The organism is Pontixanthobacter rizhaonensis, from assembly GCF_012972675.1.
Classification (GTDB): Bacteria; Pseudomonadota; Alphaproteobacteria; order Sphingomonadales; family Sphingomonadaceae; genus Pontixanthobacter; species Pontixanthobacter rizhaonensis.
Genome location: NZ_JABCRE010000003.1, coordinates 621,195 through 640,485 on the forward strand (window position 1 = coordinate 621,195; position 19,291 = coordinate 640,485).

Annotated in this window: 16 protein-coding genes; 7 read left to right on the top strand and 9 right to left on the bottom strand. The window is 55.0% G+C overall.

All coding sequences use genetic code 11. The features are described 5' to 3' along the window. Window positions 1-216: 216 nt before the first annotated feature. From HKD42_RS10735 to HKD42_RS10765, 7 genes are all read left to right on the top strand, one after another. Complete coding sequence (locus tag HKD42_RS10735; RefSeq protein ID WP_170013211.1) at window positions 217-819, top strand: aspartyl/asparaginyl beta-hydroxylase domain-containing protein; 603 nt, start codon at window positions 217-219, stop codon at window positions 817-819. 4 nt (window positions 820-823) lie between these two features. Further along, window positions 824-1,783 carry a phosphoenolpyruvate carboxykinase (ATP) gene (locus HKD42_RS10740; RefSeq protein WP_170013212.1) on the top strand — a complete coding sequence of 320 codons (960 nt, stop codon included), beginning with the start codon at window positions 824-826 and terminating at the stop codon, window positions 1,781-1,783. Window positions 1,784-1,787: 4 nt separating this feature from the next. Then, the gene (locus HKD42_RS10745) at window positions 1,788-2,609 is read left to right on the top strand and encodes a sulfotransferase domain-containing protein (protein WP_170013214.1); all 822 of its coding nucleotides are present in this window, start codon (window positions 1,788-1,790) and stop codon (window positions 2,607-2,609) included. 63 nt (window positions 2,610-2,672) lie between these two features. Next, window positions 2,673-2,951 carry a PqqD family peptide modification chaperone gene (locus HKD42_RS10750; protein WP_170013215.1) on the top strand — a complete coding sequence of 93 codons (279 nt, stop codon included), beginning with the start codon at window positions 2,673-2,675 and terminating at the stop codon, window positions 2,949-2,951. A 282-nt stretch (window positions 2,952-3,233) separates the two neighbouring features. Then, window positions 3,234-4,883: an asparagine synthase-related protein gene (locus HKD42_RS10755; RefSeq protein WP_170013217.1), complete on the top strand. Its 1,650-nt coding sequence runs from the start codon at window positions 3,234-3,236 to the stop codon at window positions 4,881-4,883. 54 nt (window positions 4,884-4,937) lie between these two features. Then, complete coding sequence (locus HKD42_RS10760) at window positions 4,938-5,861, top strand: glycosyltransferase family 8 protein (protein WP_170013218.1); 924 nt, start codon at window positions 4,938-4,940, stop codon at window positions 5,859-5,861. Window positions 5,862-5,927: 66 nt separating this feature from the next. After that, the gene (locus HKD42_RS10765; protein ID WP_170013220.1) at window positions 5,928-6,413 is read left to right on the top strand and encodes a lasso peptide biosynthesis B2 protein; all 486 of its coding nucleotides are present in this window, start codon (window positions 5,928-5,930) and stop codon (window positions 6,411-6,413) included. A gap of 574 nt (window positions 6,414-6,987) precedes the next feature. Here HKD42_RS10765 and mobA read toward each other — a convergent pair. From mobA to HKD42_RS10810, 9 genes are all read right to left on the bottom strand, one after another. Beyond that, window positions 6,988-7,500, bottom strand: coding sequence for a molybdenum cofactor guanylyltransferase (gene mobA / locus HKD42_RS10770; protein WP_170013222.1), 513 nt, complete (start codon window positions 7,498-7,500; stop codon window positions 6,988-6,990). Window positions 7,501-7,505: 5 nt separating this feature from the next. Then, the gene (locus HKD42_RS10775; RefSeq protein WP_170013223.1) at window positions 7,506-8,738 is read right to left on the bottom strand and encodes a molybdopterin molybdotransferase MoeA; all 1,233 of its coding nucleotides are present in this window, start codon (window positions 8,736-8,738) and stop codon (window positions 7,506-7,508) included. Continuing rightward, window positions 8,725-9,504 carry a uroporphyrinogen-III C-methyltransferase gene (cobA, locus tag HKD42_RS10780; protein WP_170013225.1) on the bottom strand — a complete coding sequence of 260 codons (780 nt, stop codon included), beginning with the start codon at window positions 9,502-9,504 and terminating at the stop codon, window positions 8,725-8,727. Before cobA ends, HKD42_RS10775 begins: the two co-directional genes overlap by 14 nt. Continuing rightward, complete coding sequence (locus tag HKD42_RS10785) at window positions 9,501-12,086, bottom strand: nitrate reductase (protein WP_170013227.1); 2,586 nt, start codon at window positions 12,084-12,086, stop codon at window positions 9,501-9,503. The genes cobA and HKD42_RS10785 overlap by 4 nt, the downstream gene beginning before the upstream one ends. 4 nt (window positions 12,087-12,090) lie before the next feature. Next, a complete protein-coding gene (nirD, locus tag HKD42_RS10790; RefSeq protein ID WP_170013228.1) occupies window positions 12,091-12,477 on the bottom strand; it encodes a nitrite reductase small subunit NirD in 387 nt (128 codons plus the stop codon). Beyond that, window positions 12,474-14,972: a nitrite reductase large subunit NirB gene (gene nirB / locus HKD42_RS10795; protein WP_170013230.1), complete on the bottom strand. Its 2,499-nt coding sequence runs from the start codon at window positions 14,970-14,972 to the stop codon at window positions 12,474-12,476. Before nirB ends, nirD begins: the two co-directional genes overlap by 4 nt. A gap of 235 nt (window positions 14,973-15,207) precedes the next feature. Next, window positions 15,208-16,455, bottom strand: coding sequence for an alginate export family protein (locus HKD42_RS10800; protein ID WP_246236979.1), 1,248 nt, complete (start codon window positions 16,453-16,455; stop codon window positions 15,208-15,210). A gap of 51 nt (window positions 16,456-16,506) precedes the next feature. Next, window positions 16,507-18,192 carry an ABC transporter ATP-binding protein gene (locus tag HKD42_RS10805; RefSeq protein ID WP_170013231.1) on the bottom strand — a complete coding sequence of 562 codons (1,686 nt, stop codon included), beginning with the start codon at window positions 18,190-18,192 and terminating at the stop codon, window positions 16,507-16,509. Between the two features lie 10 nt (window positions 18,193-18,202). Continuing rightward, complete coding sequence (locus HKD42_RS10810) at window positions 18,203-19,264, bottom strand: ABC transporter permease (RefSeq protein WP_170013233.1); 1,062 nt, start codon at window positions 19,262-19,264, stop codon at window positions 18,203-18,205. Between the last annotated feature and the right edge of the window lie 27 nt (window positions 19,265-19,291).

Genomic DNA, 19,291 nt, shown 5'->3' on the forward strand with positions numbered 1-19,291 from the left:
TGCAGTCCGTGTAGAGACTGATGTCATAAATATTTAGGGGTGAATTTTATGGCTGCTGAGAAAACAAACAATGCTCAAGGCACAAAACGTACTTGGACGAAACCAAAGATCAATTCCAATGTTCCGGTGAATAGAACCGAGAGCGCCGTAGTTCCGGTTAGCCAACAAGAAGACGGCTTTTATCAGTCTTGACGCACTAGCGGCCGAACGGACATTATGCAGGCATTAGCCCGCATCCCGCCAGTAAAAAAACCAGGGACTATACGCGATCTAGGCTCGGCCGACGTCACGGCTTTGGCCAGTGCTGTCGGCCAGCTCTCTGAGGCTGTTTGGGCCGGACAGGATAGTTGCAAGGAAAATGACTTTCCTGTCTTGGGCAAGACCCGTCATATTGTCTTCCGCTTCATTCGCCATAATCGCGATCCGCAAGATTTCTATTCCAACAGAATATGGGATATTTGGCGGCCCAAGCTTTTACCTGTGATGGAGCAAGTGACCGCCGGTTACAGGCACCGCGAGACAGTCTATCCCAAAGTCATGTTGGCTCGCCTTCCGGCAGGTGAGCGCATCGGGGCGCATAGCGATGGGCAAGGATCGCACGCCTATACGCACAAAATCCATGTGCCGCTGATCAGCAATCCGGATGCGATATTCACCGTGGGTGACACCGCGCAGCATTTGGAAGTCGGCAGAGCTTACGAGGTCAATAATATTGTCCATCATAGCGCTATCAATCGGGGTGATGAGGACCGTATTCATTTAATCTTTGAACATTTTGATCAATCCCGCGCCTATCAGCAAACCGGCGAGGAAGGCTGATACCATGCCGCACTTCCAGCACCGAGCTCATGGGCTTAATTTTCAGTCCGATTTCGAGCTGGCAGGCTTGATTGAAGAGGCATTTGCAGAGCCCGATGTGCTGGTCCGCTTCGGATCGGTGGAGCCCCATCTCGAAGCGCACCGGCAGGGGAAACTCATGCGCTATCGCGGTTGGGAGGCATCAAAGAGCCATTTCCTGCTAGAGCTTGATCATATCGCCAAATATCTGGTCACTGGCGGCAATCACATCCTGGTTGAGAAACACCCAGACGCTTCGCTGCACGATGTGATGGCCTTCTTCACCGGCTCCGCACTCACCGCATTATTGCAGCAGCGCCAATTGTTCACTTTGCACGCCAGTGCGGTTCAAACTGCGCAGGGTGCGGTTCTGTTCATGGGGAAATCCGGAGCGGGCAAATCAACCTTGTGCCGGGCCATGCAAAAACGCGGCTTTCCGATGATATCTGACGATGTTTCAGCGATCACATTTGATGATGATGGCACAGCCACCATGTTGCCATCCTCGCCCACCACTCGGCTATGGGGCGATTCAATTGACGGGCTCGGAGAGCAGCGAGGCGTCAACCGCAAGCTGCGCGCCGAACTGGACAAATATTTGGTTCCCGCAGAATCCTTCTGCAATCAGCCCTTGCCGATCCATAAGATATTTTCCCTTAGCACGCATAACCGCCCGACAATCGATATCCAGCCGCTGCAATCAGCTGAGAGTTTTCAGGCGTTATCGCTGTTCACATTCCGCAAGAACTTTTACCTTGGTCAGGAGCTTGGGCCGGTATATTTTGAATCGGTGACGAAACTGGCCCGCTTGGTGAACGTCGCCGGGATTGCCCGCCCAGCAAAGCCGTTCCTCATTCATGAACTGGCGGATGCCGTTACCCAGCACATAGCCCCGCCGCCGCACGCTTGTAGCCCGTCCGTTAGCCCCGCACACAGCACGGCATAATACGATGTCGATAGTCTGGCTCGCCTCTTATCCAAAATCCGGCAACACGTGGGTTCGGGCTCTGCTGACCAATTATCTGCACACCGAACAGTCTCCCGCCAGCATTAATGCGTTGCTGGGCAATTCCATCCATCTCGACAGGTATCTGTTCGACGAGACAATGGGAATTGCGTCCGCCGAAATGACGGATGGCGAAATCGCCAGCGCAAGACCGATCTTCCACGAAGAACTGGCAAAGCAGAGCAGCGGCATAACTTTCATCAAAACGCATGACGCATTTGGCTATCCGCCCTCTGATGGGCCGCTGTTCCCTGCGGCATCAGGGTACAAAGCCATCTACATCATCCGCAATCCGTTAGACATAGTCCCATCCTTTGGTCATCACCAAGGGCAAGAACCGGATGCGATCATCGCTTTCATGACAGATACCGCCAGCAAGTTACCCGGCGGCAGTGGACAATTCGGCGAGCATTTGGGCACTTGGGCTGACCATGTGACGGGTTGGACCGAACAGGATGTATTGGAAACGCTCATTGTGCGATACGAAGATCTCATCGCTGATACGGTTGCCACTTTTGAACGTATCGTGCGTTTTAGCGGATTGGAAGTTGATATCGCACGGGCACAACGAGCAGCGCATAATGCAGATTTTGATACGCTAAGACAGAACGAACAGCGGGAAACATTTCGCGAAAAGCGGCCATCGGCACAATCTTTCTTTCGCGAGGGACAGGCCGGTACCGGCCGCCAGAAACTGACCGAAGCACAAATCGGCAGGGTTGTTGAAAAGCATCGGGATTTGATGTTCCGTTTCTCCTATGATTGAGGCAGAAACAATCGGCGGCAAACGCATAATCCAATTATCGGCTACACATATGGGGAGAGCATAGTGAAGTTAGAAATCGAAAGCACAGTGTCTCACGACGACGCTGTTATTTTCTCTGATCTCGACAACAATATCGTGATGATGAACGTCGAAAACGGGGAGTATTACGATTTTGACGAGATCGCGTCCTATATTTGGCGAAAGCTGGATGAACCCATTATTATCAAACAATTATGCGCTGATCTGTGCGACGCATTCACTGTCGATGCAGCCACGTGCCAGGCTGACACTTTGGAATTCCTGGACGATTTGCTGGGCCGCAAACTGATTGTTACCCATTGAGCATATGGCGCGATCGCAATGCCCTGCTGCGGCTCACAACTTGAACGCGCCGCAGTGACAGCGATAGGCGGAATATATCCCCGCGGTTCAGGCTGCGGACGGAGCCCGATCAAGAAGATGACGGGTGCCTTTTGCGATTTGGGGCTCAGCAATACTGAGGTCTGGCCAACGGAAATTCCGCAGACACCAGCGAGCCCGCGCCCCGTTTTTGGCACCTTTGCCCTTCCGAGAAGCGGCTCAAAGGCAGACGCTAGCGCCCGTTACTGTGACGAAAATAGCGGCATGGAAATCGCCGCTGATGCACGCATCGACGATCAAGAAACCTTGCTACGTCTGCTCGATCTGCCGCCTGGCCAAGCGTACACTATGGCTGCTGGTGACCTGATCCTGCACGCCTACCGGAAATGGGGCGATGCATGCCCGGAATACCTGATCGGCGATTATGCCTTCGCGATATGGGACCCCGGTAAACGGCGATTGTTCTGTGCGCGTGACCATATCGGGGCGCGGTCATTCTTCTATCAGAACACCCCGGATGGCTTTACCTTCGCCAGCGATATTCGCGGGGTCCTGGCCGCCAGTGAGGAACCCTGTCCGCTTAACGAAGACTATCTGGCCCACAGCCTTCTTTCGGGGAATTTCTACTCAAAGCAGCAGACCTATTATGAAGGGGTGAAGAAATTACCGGCAGGGCATAGCCTTTCCGTCGATTCTGACGGTGTAGAATTGCACCGCTATTGGGATCCGCGCGCCGTGGCACCTATCAGCTATCCAAACGACGCATCCTATGCCCAAGCTCTCAGGGATTTGCTGGGCAAAGCGGTTGAAGACCGTATCCGAACTGATCAAAGTCTGGGTGTCCATATTTCCGGCGGGCTCGACTCCTCTGCCATCGCGCAGATTGCGGTCCAGCAATTGCATTCTCAAAACCGTGATCAGCCACTGGGCCTATCGTGGCAACCGCCAGTAGACGAAACACAGGCAACAGGCCCGGAACACAGGCTGATTGCCGCCCTTCAGCAGCAGACCGGGCTGCAAGTCGATTACGTAGTGCCTGATACTGACGGGCTGTATGCCATGTTCCTGCGCGACGGGACACGCGAACCTTGCGGGCGCACATTGGTCAATGAGGATGCCATCCAACAACACGCTGCCGCGAACAATTTGGGTGTGATCCTTTCGGGCTGGGGCGGTGACCAATCCATCTCCAATAATGGGCGGAGCTATTATCCTGAACTGTTATTATCCGGTCGCTGGATAACGCTGTTCCAAGAACTGCGATTGAAGGGGCGCCGCGGCTTTAAAGCCTTATGGTCAGAAACCATCATGCCCGCCTTTCTTCCATCTGTCTTGAACCGCTATGCCAATTGGAAAATCGGCAAGCCGAAACGCACGCGGCAAATGCAATCCTACATTCATCCAGATTTTCAAGCCAAGATGAAGCCGGAGAAGCCCGAGAGCTATAGTTTTCGCAGCGTGAGAAAGAGCCAGATCCAGCAGATGGATGATGGTCTCGTTACGCGGCGATTGGAGGCATGGGCCGCGAATGGCCGACCGCACGGCATTGAGTACCGGTACCCTCTGCTCGATCGCAGAATTACAGAATTCGCGCTGGCCATACCCAGCAGCCAGTTCAAACGCGGGAAATGGAATCGCTGGATTTTTCGCAATGCTATGCGCGATATTCTGCCAAAAGAAATCTGTTGGAACCAAAGCAAAGCGGAACACCAACGGATAGACGCCTTGCTGGAACCGTTCTTCGAGACGATCGAGCGGATCCGGCAAGAATTACAATCAGGGGATTTGACCACCAGCCGCGGACATTATGTCGATATGCCTCGATTGATAGACTGTATCGAACCAAGCAGGCTCAAGGCCGGGCAAGCCTATGGAAGTGTCCAAAACACTTTGAAGTTGCTTGATCTTGGTTGATGCGCAGAAAATTGCTCTCCGCTGCAGATAGCCACATCAGAAAAACCAAACCCCATGGCACAAACGCAGGAAATCAGCATCAGCACCAACCAACACAATTACTGCATTGCCACCGTAACCAGCGACAATTTTTTACCGGGCACAATTGTCATGCTGGATTCGTTTTTGCAGCACCATAAGCAATTTTCTGGCGACATCTGCATCATCCACAATGGACTGAGCGAGCAATCCCGCGCCATTTTGGAGGCACATTTTGAATCTTTGAAATTCAAGTCCGCAGGCCATCAGCTGACAGAGGCCGTGGATCGTTTGACCAGTGCATATCCCGGGATGAAATCTCGCCAAGCGCGCTTTCTCTCGGTCGAAATGTTCGCATTAACCGGCTATGATAAAGTCCTGTTCTGCGACAGCGACTTGCTCTTCCGGGGATCCATCGCCAGTTTGTGGGCGCATGACAGCGCAGTGGTCTGCTGCGGGGATGGTGCATATTATCGCGGGTTCGGGCGTGACCCGAAAACCTTCACGGAGGTTGCGCTCGATGCTGCAGCTGATGTTCTACAGACGCCTTTCAATGCCGGTTTGATGCTGGTGGATCGCGGCCAATGTTCGGCCGATAATTACGCTGCCATTATCCGCCGTATCTCGCCGGAACGATGGCAGAAAGTCCGCACGGGACATACCGATCAACTCCTGTACAATCTGCACTTTGCTGACCGTGCCACGCTCGTCAGCCCGGCCTATAACTACCTGCTTGCCTATGGGGACGCTATTATCGAACAGTCCGGCACGACGCTTTCGGACGCCGCGGTGCTCCATTATAACGGACCCATGAAACCGTGGCTGCCCAATTCGATTTTGGCAGGGTTTCGGCAGAGCCCGATGATCGTCCGATCAACCCAGCTATGGAGCACAGCCTTCCACGACTTTCTCAAACGATCTGTGCTGGGCACAGTCGGCGTTGGCCGCTCCGGCAGCTGACTATGGGTCCTGGTCAGGTGCACATGGCAGGTTGCCCGGCGGGATACAGGGCGATAGCGTGACACTGTGTTAGCCAAATTCAAACAAAAATGCGCCACCGCCATCAGCCAGCCACCACTGTTCTTTCTATGGCTGGCGCCTGCGTGGGTGCTGCTGGGAATCTGCCGACTGATTATCAACACTACCCCGTTTAAGCACTATGCCCATCGATTGGGCGTGTTGGATGGCACAGCCCCGCGAACGCCGCTCATCACGCACAGGCAGGAAGCACGCGCGCGAATCATCAGCAGCGCCATCAAGATCGCCGCCAAATATTCTCCATGGGAAGCCAATTGCTTTCCCCAAGCCATGACGGCCCGGTGCATCCTTGGCCTATATAGCATCCCCTATGCGCTATTTTTCGGGTTGCGCAGAGACACCCATAGCAATGGAAATAGCGCTGCGGAGAGCGCCCTAAAAGCACACGCATGGATCGTAAGCGGCCCCGTCATTGTCACAGGCGGGGCGAGTTTTGGCCAGTATCAGACCGTCGGTTGCTTTGTTTCAGAGTAAAGCGAGCGATTGGAAACAGAAAACTTCTACAGAAATAGACTGCCGCAATCGCTGACATGCTCAATCGCCACCCAGCCTCTTGCAACCGCGGTGAGCCGCCGGCTGAGCGCTACCTTCGGTGATGTCGGGGTTTGATGGCCAATGCGGCAATTATTAATATCACCGAGATCAAACGCCGTTGTTGATGGTGCTGCTAGGGCGAATTGAACTCCCGACCTCGTCATTACCAAAGCAAGGGATGGTTTTCAGAAACGTTAACGTTATCAATGGCGTTGGCTTACATTGGGTTGGTGTTTTACCAACGACCCACGCGGTTCCCAAACTGTGCTGAGTTCCGGATTTACTGTTTTACTATTGAAAGTTTTGTGGTCCAACAGGGTTCAGAAATTCGACCTGCGCTATACCTGCAATGAAGTTTGAAGGATGCTAGCCGATGGCAGCTAACGGGCAGGTCCTTGCCACCTCGAGATGGCATAAACTGGGGGTGGAGACGGACATTCGAAGCAATCCACCGCCTGGTTTCCTCGGTATCCGCCAACCGAACACCAGGTTAATTTATGTCTTAGATGAGGTTTCACGGGATATCCTCAGGTCTGTTTATATTACTGATCCGATCGTTGCGGAACTCGATTGGTTTTGCTCCACATCTCTCGATCCATGACCTGACAGACCGATTTCCTTCAGAAAGATGTTGGTCTAGCAAACTCGCGAGTGATGCCGGCCAGCAGCCCGTGGCAAAGTGCCTGACAAGAAAGCGCGGACTTTCAGCAGCGAGCCTATCGGTTAAGTCGGACGGGATAGGATATACGTCGACCGGCAGGCTAAGAACTGCATCAAAGCCATTCTTAGCGGCATAGGAGAGTGCGGCGTTAAGCCCGCCCAACGGGCCAAGGTCGGGCTTTGGTTTGTCCTCAATGGAAACCATTCCCGGCCAAGAATGCCCTGAAATCACCAACTCATTGGTTTGGGTAGCGAGCGCATCAATGGCATGCTGCATGAGCGGCTTCCCTGCCACCATTGCACGAGCCTTATCACTGCCGAACCGGCGTGATTTACCGCCAGCGAGTATCACGCCTAACAGCCGCATCGCAGTCAGAACCGGTAGGTTGCCATTTGAGTTCCCGCTGGATAGTCATGGGACCCCGCTGGAACTTGCACAAGAATATCAGCAGCTTGTAATGACAGCTGGCGCGATGCGGATTGGCGTTTGATCAACCGGATATGACCTTCATCTTCATAACCGCACAAGAACTGTTCGCGCGGTGCACATTGAACCGCATCGGCAAGCGGAAGATAGTGGGTGCGCAGGCCAGCTTCGGTCCCCCGTCCCCCAAGACCGGTCAACAATGGGGCAAGGAACAAGCGAGCAATTGTCATGGCGGCTACCGGATTTCCCGGGAGTCCTAATATGTGCCGATCCCCGATGCGGCCATACCATACCGGCTTACCTGGTTTCATTGCGATGCCTGCAAAGTTGATGCTCAATCCGAGCGGGACCAGACCAGCGCGCGCGAAATCGCGGTCACCGCGCGATGCACCACCAATCACAGCAAGGACGTCGCAATCGGGCAAAAGATCCCGCGCTGCACCTTCAATTGCTTCGGGCGTGTCTTTGACGCGGGATGCTTTACCCGACTTGGCGCCCCATTGCCGACCGAGCAGCAAAACAGCTTGCGAAAGACTGTCTGGAATGGCGGTACCCGTGGAACTGGCATCGCCTGAATCGACCAGTTCATCACCGCTAGCCAGACAAGATAGGCGAGGTCGGCGATGAACCACTAGCTTGTTGGCATCTGACGCAGCAGCAAGGACTAGCGCGTTAGGGTTTATGGTTGCCCCCTGCTCCAACAAAGTGTCCCCACATACAAAATCTGAGCCGCGCGGTCGTACATGCGGCTTGTTGTGCAGAGTTTCTGGGATCGTTACGAAATCGCCCTCGACTATGCATTGCTCAAGAACGACAATGCGATCTGCACCTATGGGCATTGGCGCGCCTGTCATTATGCGCATCGCTTTTTTAGGCCCGGCAAGCGTAATACGAGCTGATCCTGGATAGCTTTCCCCAACTACCTTAAAACGGTTGTGGCCAGCAGCAATATCTGTGCTCCGTACCGCGTATCCATCCATTGCGGCCACGTCGAACCTTGGCGAATTGATCTTTGCCAATACAGGCTCAGCCAAAATCCGACGACCGGCCTTCTCCAAAGCGACCGTCTCACTGCCAAGCGGCAAGGCAGCCAGACGGAGAATCGCCTGAGCCGTCGCGAAATCCACTGTCGCAGCGCAGCTGTTAGAAGCGGTTGACAACTTACTATGGATGGTCATGCGTGGCCTCGTTCAGTGTTTCGATCACTTCGCCGATTTGCGATGATTCCACAGCCTCACCGACGAGTATCAATGTCGGCAAATCCTCCGCAATTGTCGCGGTGGCGAGCGCCAGCAGGTCTAATCTCGTATTTAGCAACCGCTCTTCTGGCAGGCTGACATTGCAAGCGATAAGAACGGGTGTATCCTTGCCTAAACCGGCCGCCAGCAGGTTTCGACTAATCTCTCCAGCTGCGGATCGGCCCATGTAGAATGCAAGAGTCGACTGCCCATCGGCAAGCGCGCGCCAATCCAAATCAAGTGTATCACCCGTCCGGCTGTGCGCAGTGACAAATTGGATGCGCCGCGCCAACCCGCGCAAAGACAGTGAAACGCCAGCCGAGGCTGCGGCGGCGCTCGCGGTAGTAATCCCAGGGCAAATACTTGCCCCGATCCCCGCATTGCGCAGCGCTGCGAGCTCTTCCATTGAACGGCCGAAAACAGATGGATCGCCGCCCTTCAATCGCACGACCTTGTACCCGGCTTGTGCAGCTTCCACAATCAGCTCGTTGATTGAGCTTTGGTCCTTGGAGTGGCGGCCAGCTCTCTTGCCGACACTAACCAACCGGGCATTTCTAGCGAGGGCAAGCACATTCAGTCCGACTAAAGCATCGTAAAACACCACATCAGCCGCGACGAGCAATCTCTCAGCCTTGCGCGTCAGCAGTTCAGGATCGCCGGGGCCAGCACCAACAAGCCAGACCATGCCAGGGGTAAAGTCGTTCATTGCGCCGCTTCCTCCAGTTCCAGTTCAAGCGAGGCGAGCATCTGCGCAATTGCTGGGCGGCAGCTACCGCAATTTGTGCCTGCCGCAGTGCATGCCCCAATGGCCTCGACGCTGGTTGCGCCCGTATCGCACGCGGCGAAAATCTCGTTCTCTCCAACCCCGTGACACACGCAGACAATTGCGCCCTTTTCGGGCAGCGGAGTGGAAGGACGACCAGCGAGACGTTCACCGGCGGCGCTGTCCGCTTGGCCCAATTGCGCGGAAATCCAGTCGCGCGCAGGCAGTTCGCCGAACCGCGTGACATAAAGCGCCGCGATCAATGTTCCGGCATCATCTGCGACCGAGACCCGGCGCATCCCGCGCGCCAGATCGCTTACCTCGCTGCGATGTCCTGCGGGGAGCAGCGCATCCACATCTATAGCCCCGTTCTTGTCCGCGCTTCCGGCCAGCTCTGTCAGCCATCCACCTTCGATACGTGACCGGCTCCAATAGGGAACCTTGGGGTCGATAATATCTTGCTGCACCAGAAATGCACGCCAAGCTGGTTCGACGGGGGCGAGCCTAGCGGGTGTGTCTTTGAAACCCGGCTGGCCTGAAACTGGGTCGGTGGCATCTTTTGCCAGCCTTCCCGCTCTTCCGAGACTTCCCATTGCATCGGTCCAATGAATAGGGGCGAATATCTCGCCAGCGCGCTGGCCTTCAGTGACTTCTACGCGAAAAATGCCGCTACCAAACGGCGTGGCTATTTCTGCGAGCCCGCCTTGCTCAAGGCCGTCTCGAGCCGCATCGTCTGGATGCACTTCGAGCAATGGCTCGCGGCGGTGGAGCGAGAGTTTCGGACTGAGGCCCGTGCGCGTCATGGTATGCCACTGATCGCGATAGCGGCCCGTATTCAGCCGCAACGGAAATTCAAGATCGGTGCAGATCTTGGGTATCGCGACTGGCACCAATTGGGCTTTCCGGTGGCTGGTTGAGAAGCCCTCTGCAAAGGGCCGTTCTCCGCCCCAACGAAACGGCTCCATAGCCTCATACTCGTTATCACTAAGCGTCTGATGCTCTGAAAGATCGAGCAATTTTCCATATTTCGAAGCAAGCGCAGTCATAGCGGCATATTCGCGAAAAATAGCAGAAGGTCCGGTAAAGCCAAACGCATCACCATAGCCAAGTCGCGTGGCCACATCGCAAATGATGCGCCAATCTGCGCGGGTTTCGCCCGGTGGAGAAAACAGCGCACGCTGGCGACTGACGCGGCGTTCGGAGTTTGTAACCGTGCCGTCTTTCTCGCCCCACCCCAGCGCCGGCAAGCGAATATCCGCAAGCCGACCGGTATCAGTATCGGCCATCACGTCAGAAACAACTACAGTCGGGCAGCGCTCAAGAGCCTCGCGCACAAAACCAGCATCGGGCATAGAAACGGCGGGATTGGTCGCCATCACCCAAATGAATTTGATCCGTCCGTCATGGACCGCGCGGAACATATCGACTGCCTTGTGACCAGGTCCGCTACACATATTGGGCGCACCCCAAAACGTCGCGACATCAGCCAACTCGCTGTCCGAAAACCCCAGATGACAGGCAAGCATATTAGCGAGTCCCCCGACCTCGCGCCCGCCCATCGCATTTGGCTGCCCGGTGATGCTGAATGGCCCTGCTCCCGTTCGAGCAATCCTGCCGGTCGCAAGATGAAGGTTGATGATCGCATTGCCTTTATCCGTGCCACCGACCGACTGGTTAGCGCCTTGGCTGAACAGAGTAATCATACGCGGATGTGAGGCGACAAGACCCGCCAGCGCATTAAAGTCTGATGCCGAGAGGCCATGCAAAGTATTGTCCAAACCTTCCCAGAACCCTTCAGGTTTGACGCAGTGGTCCGCGATGTAAGCTTCGTCCAACTCGCCCCGCTGCATCATTTCGGCGAGCAAGGCATTGAATAGCGCCACATCGCCATCTGGCGGAACAGCGATATGGAGATCGGCCTGCTCGGCGGTTTCAGTTCGACGCGGATCGATCACAACAATCTTGGTGCCCCGCTCGGCCCGTGCTTGTTCTATTCTCTGCCAGATGACGGGGTGGCACCACGCCGTGTTAGAGCCGACCAGAAGTACCAGATCGGTCTCATCCAGATCGTCATAATTGACGGGAACCACATCCTCCCCAAATGCCCGGTTATGGGCCGCCACCGCACTGGCCATGCAGAGGCGCGAATTGGTGTCGATATTGCCCGTGCCGATGAAGCCTTTGGCGAGCTTGTTGGCGACGTAGTAATCTTCGGTCAGCAATTGCCCTGAGACATACAGCGCCACACTATCTGGCCCATGCTCGTGGATGCAATCGCGCATCCGGCCTGCAACTGCGTCGAGCGCATGATCCCAAGCTACCCGCTGGCCGGCGATTTCTGGATAGAGCAAGCGGCCGTCTAGTCCGACGGTCTCGCCCAGATGCGTGCCTTTGGAACAGAGCTTGCCGTAATTCGCCGGATGGCTGACATCGCCCGCAATATCAACCGACCGTTCGCCAGTGACGGTCGCCGAAATACCGCATCCTACGCCGCAATAGGCACAAGTGGTACGGATCGGCTCCATCGCCTCAGGCGACCTCGTCTGCTGGGGCAATTATGCCGCCGCCGATTGCCGCTTCGCGCAATAATAACATTCGCCCGGCATCCACCCGCATCGGTATGGTTGGAACGCAGCCTTCGTCATCGCCGAGCGCCTTGCCCGTCTTGAGCGAGATATTCCAATTGTGCAGCGGACAGGTTACGACTGAACCATGGACAAGCCCTTGACTAAGCGGGCCTTGCTTATGTGGGCATTTATTGATCAGCGCATAGCATTCGCTTTGCATGGTACGGAATACAGCGATCTCCTCACCACCTGCGACAGGCAAGGTGCGCGCGCTTCCCGGTTCGATTTGGGTAACTGGACCGATATCGAGCCATTTGCCAGTTATTGGTCCGCTCTTGGGAGTCGTCATTGCGCTGGCTCCAAGGCCAAGGGCCGTAACTCAGCGATATGGCTGTGCAGATCGGCGCGTTCGCGGTCGGCACGTTTTGCCCAAGGATCATCTTGGCAGAAGCTTTGCGAGTAGTAGAAACGCTGCGCATACTCACCCAGCGCATCGGGATCATCGAACAGCTTTGACTGTACGTACTCCAGCCCCACACGCTCGATCCACGGCGCGGTGCGCTCAAGGTAGTAGGCCTCCTCGCGATAAAGTTGCACGAAGGCTGCGCAATGCTCCATCACTTGCTGTTCGGTTTCAACCTTGCAGAGCAAATCCGTGCCGCGAAGTTTCATTCCACCGTTTCCTCCGACTTGCAACTCGTAGCCGCTATCAACGCAGATGATCCCAAAGTCTTTGATCGTTGCCTCAGCACAATTGCGCGGACAGCCGCTGACTGCGATCTTGAACTTATGCGGCATCCAACTGCCCCAGGTCATATGTTCCAGCTTTACGCCGAGTCCCGTCGAATCCTGCGTGCCGAAGCGGCACCATTCGCTGCCAACACAAGTTTTTACCGTGCGCAGTGATTTACCGTAGGCATGGCCAGAGACCATTCCCGCAGCATTCAGATCAGCCCAGACAGCGGGGAGATCGTCTTTTTTGATACCAAAAATGTCGAGTCTTTGGCCACCGGTAACCTTCACCATAGGTGCGTCATATTTTTCAACGACATCGGCAATTGCTCGCAGCTCTTTGGGATTGGTCAGCCCGCCCCACATCCGCGGCACAACCGAATAGGTACCGTCTTTCTGGATATTTGCATGCATCCGTTCATTGACGAAACGGCTCTGTTGGTCGTCGATATAGTCGCCGGGATACGCGCAAAGCAGATAGTAGTTCAGAGCAGGACGACAGGAAGAACAACCTTCTGGCGTGGTCCAGTGCAGTTCCTGCATCACTTGCGGGATCTCGCGGAGGCCTTTCTCGACAATCAGTTTGCGCACATCCCCGTGACCGAAACCTGTGCATTTGCACATCGTCTTCGCACCTTCTTCGACATCATCGCCGAGTGTCAGCACGAGCAAGCTCTCGACTATCCCGGTGCAAGATCCGCAACTGGCCGATGCCTTACAACTAGACCGCACCGCGTCGAGGCTGGTTGCGCCGCCGAGGATTGTGCCGACAACTTTCGCTTTGGAAACGCCGTTGCAACCGCAGATTTCTGTATCATCTGACATAGCTGCAACGGCTGAATTAGGGTCCAGCGAGGTGCTCCCCGAGGCGAAGGCTTGGCCGAAGATTAGTGCTTCGCGGATATCGGAAATATCCTCGCCTTTCTTGAGCAGATCGAAATACCAATTCCCGTCAGCGGTATCGCCATAAAGAACCGCGCCGATAAGCTTGTTGTCCTGTACCACCACACGCTTGTAGATGCCGCGTGATGCATCGCGCATCACAATGTCTTCGCTGCCATCACTGCCGGAGAAGTCACCAGCGGAAAACAGGTCGATGCCCGACACCTTCAGCTTGGTCGAGGTGACCGAGCCTTCGTAACCACTAGGCTGGTCGGTCAAATGATCAGCCAACGCACGGCACATATCCCAAAGTGGCGCGACAAGCCCGTAACAAGCGCCCCGGTGCTGTACGCATTCGCCCACCGCCATGATTGCTGGATCAGATGTGACCATGTGATCGTCGACCATGATGCCGCGCTCTGTATCGAGGCCTGCTGATGAGGCGAGGCCGGTAGATGGTCTGATTCCGACCGCCATCACGACGATGTCAGCCTCAATCTCGGTTCCATCTTTCAGCTGAACGCCAGAAACATGGCCGTCCTTGCCAAGGATCGCCTGCGTGTCGGCACCAATCCGAATTGTTTGGCCGCGCCTTTCCAGCTCTTCCTTCAATAGCCAGCCAGCCGCCTCGTCGAGTTGCCGCTCCATTAGCGTAGGCATCAAATGCAAGACCGTTACGTTCATGCCGCGCAGCGACAATCCATGAGCAGCTTCAAGTCCCAACAAGCCTCCGCCAATGACAACGGCATTGCCGCCGCCCTCGGCCGCTGCAAGCATCTTGTCGACATCGTCTAGATCGCGGAATGTGACCACACCCGACAGGTCATTACCAGGCACCGGAATAATGAACGGGTCTGAGCCGGTCGCGATCAGCAGCCGATCATAATATTCTGTATGGCCAGACACCGAGACAACCATCTTGCGATCGCGATCGATTTTCTGAACCGGATCACCGGAGACCAAGGTAATCGTGTTTTTGTCATACCAATCTTGGCCATTGATGACGATTTCATCGAATGTCTTCTCGCCAGCCAGAACTGGGGAGAGCATGATCCGGTTGTAATTGACGCGGGGTTCCGCGCCAAAAATCACGATATCGTAGCGTTCGGGGTCGCGTTCGAGGACTTCCTCAATCGCCCGGCACCCGGCCATGCCATTGCCGATGACAATGAGCCGTTCTCTCTCCCCCCCGCTGCCGGATTGCGCATCAAAGCTTGCTGGTGCGTTCACATTCAATTCCCTTCGGCCAAAGCCAACACGCACGCAAAAAAGCCGCCAAGCCTCGTCCCGAAGGATAGACTAGGCGGCGCCGTTGCCACGTTTTCGTATGATTAGCCGATGTGCTATCTCGCCCGTCATTGGGCGGCATGGAATCGGCCTGTCACACGTTCATACCAGTACTTTCGGCGGGCAGACAAGTGTCTTCTTTTGCAGTGCAGCATTTATCAGCCCGCCGGTTTCGTATTTAGAAGCTTATTCCGGCTTGTACCCACAGCTTTTCGGTATCGACGCCGAACGTGTCCGCCTGATAATTGGCGTATTTCACAAGCAAACCGACTTTACCGAGCTTGAACCCAACCGAGGCATCCCACTCGCTACCGTAGTCGAATGACCCCGTGTCGCTGGAAAAGTCATGATAGACCACCGCCGTCTTGAATGCTGGCAGCCCGCCAATCTTGAAGGTGTACCCCCCGCCGGCATAAACGTCCTGCAAGCCGTTGGCTGGTGTTGTCAGAAACAGATCTGCCCAGCCGTTGAACTTGTGTAATGTCGCGAGAGGTGTTTGGAATGCGGAGGTTCCGCCATCGCTGCCCAGTTGCTCGTAACCCGCCTTGAGTGAGAAACCGGAAATGTCCATCCCCAGCTCGCCATGTAGATAATCAGCGTCATAGCGTGTTGGATTGTTGCCATAGTCAGACTGGCGGGCATAGCTGCCCATAGCATTGATTTTGAGCCCGCCCGCGGGAATTGTTGCCTTGGCTATCAGTCCGTACGTCTGACTGGAGAACGCAAGACGCGTGTCATAATCGATAAGGTAGGCGAAGCCGGTTACGTCAATCGGGCCAGCCTTTACGCCGGCATTCAGTAACACTAAATCGCCATCGAGAAACTCATTGGGGCTTTCGGATCCAAAGATTGTGCGCTGGGAATTGGAATATGTGGCATCGACGCTGACCGGGCCAATCTTTGCCGTGCCGCGTATTGCGTCAAAAGTCTGTTCATTCTGCCGCCAGCCGACATTACCTACGAAGCGCGAATTACCCAGAATAATCCTCTGGCGACCGACAGTCACACCGTATCCATCACCTTTATAGGCAATTTGTAGACGGTTTAGTTCGACCGTTTCCGGATCGGGAACAACAGAAAACGGCTCAATCCCGTTACCGGGCAAAGTGTCGTTGAAATCGTCCACGATAGCGAGCGAGCCCTCTGCCTCTGCCAGAAACGAGAAACCGTTGGTTTTGACTTCGCCGCCAAAACGCAGCCGTGCGGTTACCGCCGTGGCATCGCCCGCAGCGTTGGCTTGTTCAGAAGTTTCCAGCCGGATGCGCGCATCAATGATGGGGTCGAATGTAACTCCTTCGGCAAACTCAACCGGGCCTCCCCAAGGTTGTTTAGGTGCTTCCTTGGCGGCTTGATCTTGCGCGTAAGAATTCGTTCCGCAAGCTGCCATAATCATGGCAGATGCGGTGGCCATTAATTTCAAGCTCATATATTTGCTCCCTGAAAATTGTTTGGTTTCAGGCATCATTCCCTGTTTTTTTTAGGCCGCCTTGCTGGCTGGTCCATGGTCATATTCCGCCAGGAAGCGGAGAACTTCCTGCCGGTATTCGTAGAATTTCGGATGATCGAGCAAAGCCTTGCGATCGCGTGGGCGCGGCAGGTCGATTTTCAGGATCTTACCGATGGTAGCGTGTGGGCCATTGGTCATCATGACTACGCGATCGGCCATCAAAATGGCCTCATCCACATCATGCGTCACCATGATCGCCGTCACTTTCGTACGATTCCAGACTTCTGTCAGAACATCCTGCAAATCCCAACGTGTGAGACTATCGAGCATCCCGAAGGGTTCATCGAGCAGCAACAAGCGCGGGCTGAGCGCAAATGCCCTGGCCAAGCCAACACGCTGGCGCATTCCATTGGACATTTCCGCTGCCATTTTGTCCTTTGAATCGGCCAGGCCAACGCGGTCGAGGTAGTAATCGACAATGTCTCGGCGTTCGCCCTTGCCAGCTTGCGCGTAGACGCGATTAACGCCCAAATCGACATTTTGGCGTGCGGTCAGCCAGGGCATCAAACTGGGGGCTTGGAACACTACCGCCTTATCCGGACCGGCAGTTTCAATCTCGCGGTTGTCTAGCACGATCCCGCCACCGCTAATCTCATTCAGGCCTGCAGCCATGGTGAGGACGGTCGATTTACCGCAGCCAGAATGGCCAATCAGGGTGATAAATTCACCCTTGTTCATCAATAGGTTGAAATCTTCAACGACGGTCAGTGGCCCTTTTGGAGTTGGGTAAATCTTCTTGAGCTTAAAGAACTCCAAATAGCGCTGCGTGACCGAGCTTTGAGCCGCGTCGCGATAGGCCTTTGGCGGCGGCGCCAGATCAAGCGGCGCAACATCCGGCAATGCGACCGTTTCAGTTGTCGCAAGGGCAATACTCTCGTTCAATCCACCGAGATAGGTAACAATGTCTGTGCGTAGTCTGATAAACGCAGCATCATCGTTCATCGCTTCACGTTCACGAGGGCGAGGCACATTTACATCAAAAATCTTCCCAATTGTTGCGGCCGGTGCCGGTGTCATAACGGCCACCCGATCGGCGAGCAGCAAGGCCTCATCCACATCGTTGGTAACAAGGATAATCGTACGCTTTTCTTCCTTGCGGATACGCTCGATCTCGTCTTGTAGCTTAGCACGAGTGAGAGCATCGAGCGCCGACAGAGGTTCGTCCAGAAGCAAAATTTCTGGCTCCATCGCCAATGCCCGGGCCACTGCAACACGCTGACGCATTCCACCGGAAAGCTCAGACGGCTTTCGGTCCATTGCATGGCCCAAGCCGACCAACTCCACCTTCTGCTTTATGAGCTCGTCGCGCTCCGATTTGCTCCGGTTCTTATGGACCGCTTCGACTGCTAGCGCGACGTTCTGCTCAACGCTCAGCCAAGGAAACAGGGAATACGACTGGAAGACCAGACCTCGATCCCGGCCAGAACCATCAACCGGTTCGCCGCGAAGTAAGATCTCGCCGGAATCAGGTTCCACCAATCCTGCTACCGACGAGATCAGCGTGGTTTTACCCGCGCCCGAGAAACCGAGGATTGCAACAAATTCTCCCTCCTCGACTTCGAGATCAATCCCGCCCAGGACTTCGGTAGTTGCACCCGTCTGGCCAGAGTAGCTTTTGGTCACGCCTCTAAGCGACAAAATGGGATGGTTGGTCATCAAGGCCTCCTCAAACAGTCCGGTTGCGCGATGCGAGTGACTGAAGCCCCATCATGATCCGGTCGAGACCAAAGCCGATTAGGCCAATGACAATCACCGCAAACATAATGCGTGCCAAACTTTGCGAACTCCCATTTTGGAATTCGTCCCAAACAAACTTGCCAAGGCCAGGATTCTGAGCGAGCATTTCTGCCGCAATAAGAACCATCCAGCCCACGCCCAGCGAAAGACGCATGCCTGTAAATATGTACGGAAGTGAGGATGGGAGGACGAGCCGGGTCAGTTTGGCAAACCAGCCTAACTTCAATACTTTCCCGACATTCAAAAGGTCTTTGTCAATTGAAGCGGTACCGACAGCGGTATTGATAAGCGTTGGCCATAGCGAACAAAGGGTCACAACAATGGCAGAGATAACGAAGCTCTTTGCCAATAGCGGATCTGCGCTGGTGATCGTCGCCGAAACAACCATGGTGACAATCGGAAGCCAAGCGAGCGGGCTTACGGGTTTCATAATCTGGACCAGTGGATTAATCGCCGCGTTGAACATTCGCGAGAGACCGCTGATCAAACCGAGTGGAACCGCGATAATGGTCGCCAATAAAAACCCGAGCGCGACCGTGTAGAGCGACGTGAATATCTGATCGACGAAAGTAGGTGCGCCAGCATATTCAAAGTCGCGAACAGCACCAGGATTTCCCGCTGCGATAGCGGCTTCGTTGGCGTCATCTTGCGCGGCATAGAATTCAGCTTCTTGATCGTTCGCCGCGACCCATTCATCGTAGAGTGCTCCACCTTGCTCAGCGACTTCAACTGGGCCAGGCAAAGCGCCCAGTGATGTGTCAACTTGCGGGGCAAGCAGAGCCCAAAGTCCGAGGAAAATGACAATTCCCGCGATGGGAGCGATCAACGGCTCCCCCCATCTACCCAGGAATTTACGGAAACCCTCACCATCCGCCACGGAGGGCTTACTACCACTCGTTGCGTCGGTTGTAATTGCTTTAGCGCCCCTTTCTACCGCTTCTATTTCAGCGGGCTTTGGTGGTGCTTTGTCATCAGCGTATGCGGTTGCCATTTTGTGCTCCTTGGACCTTGGGATAGG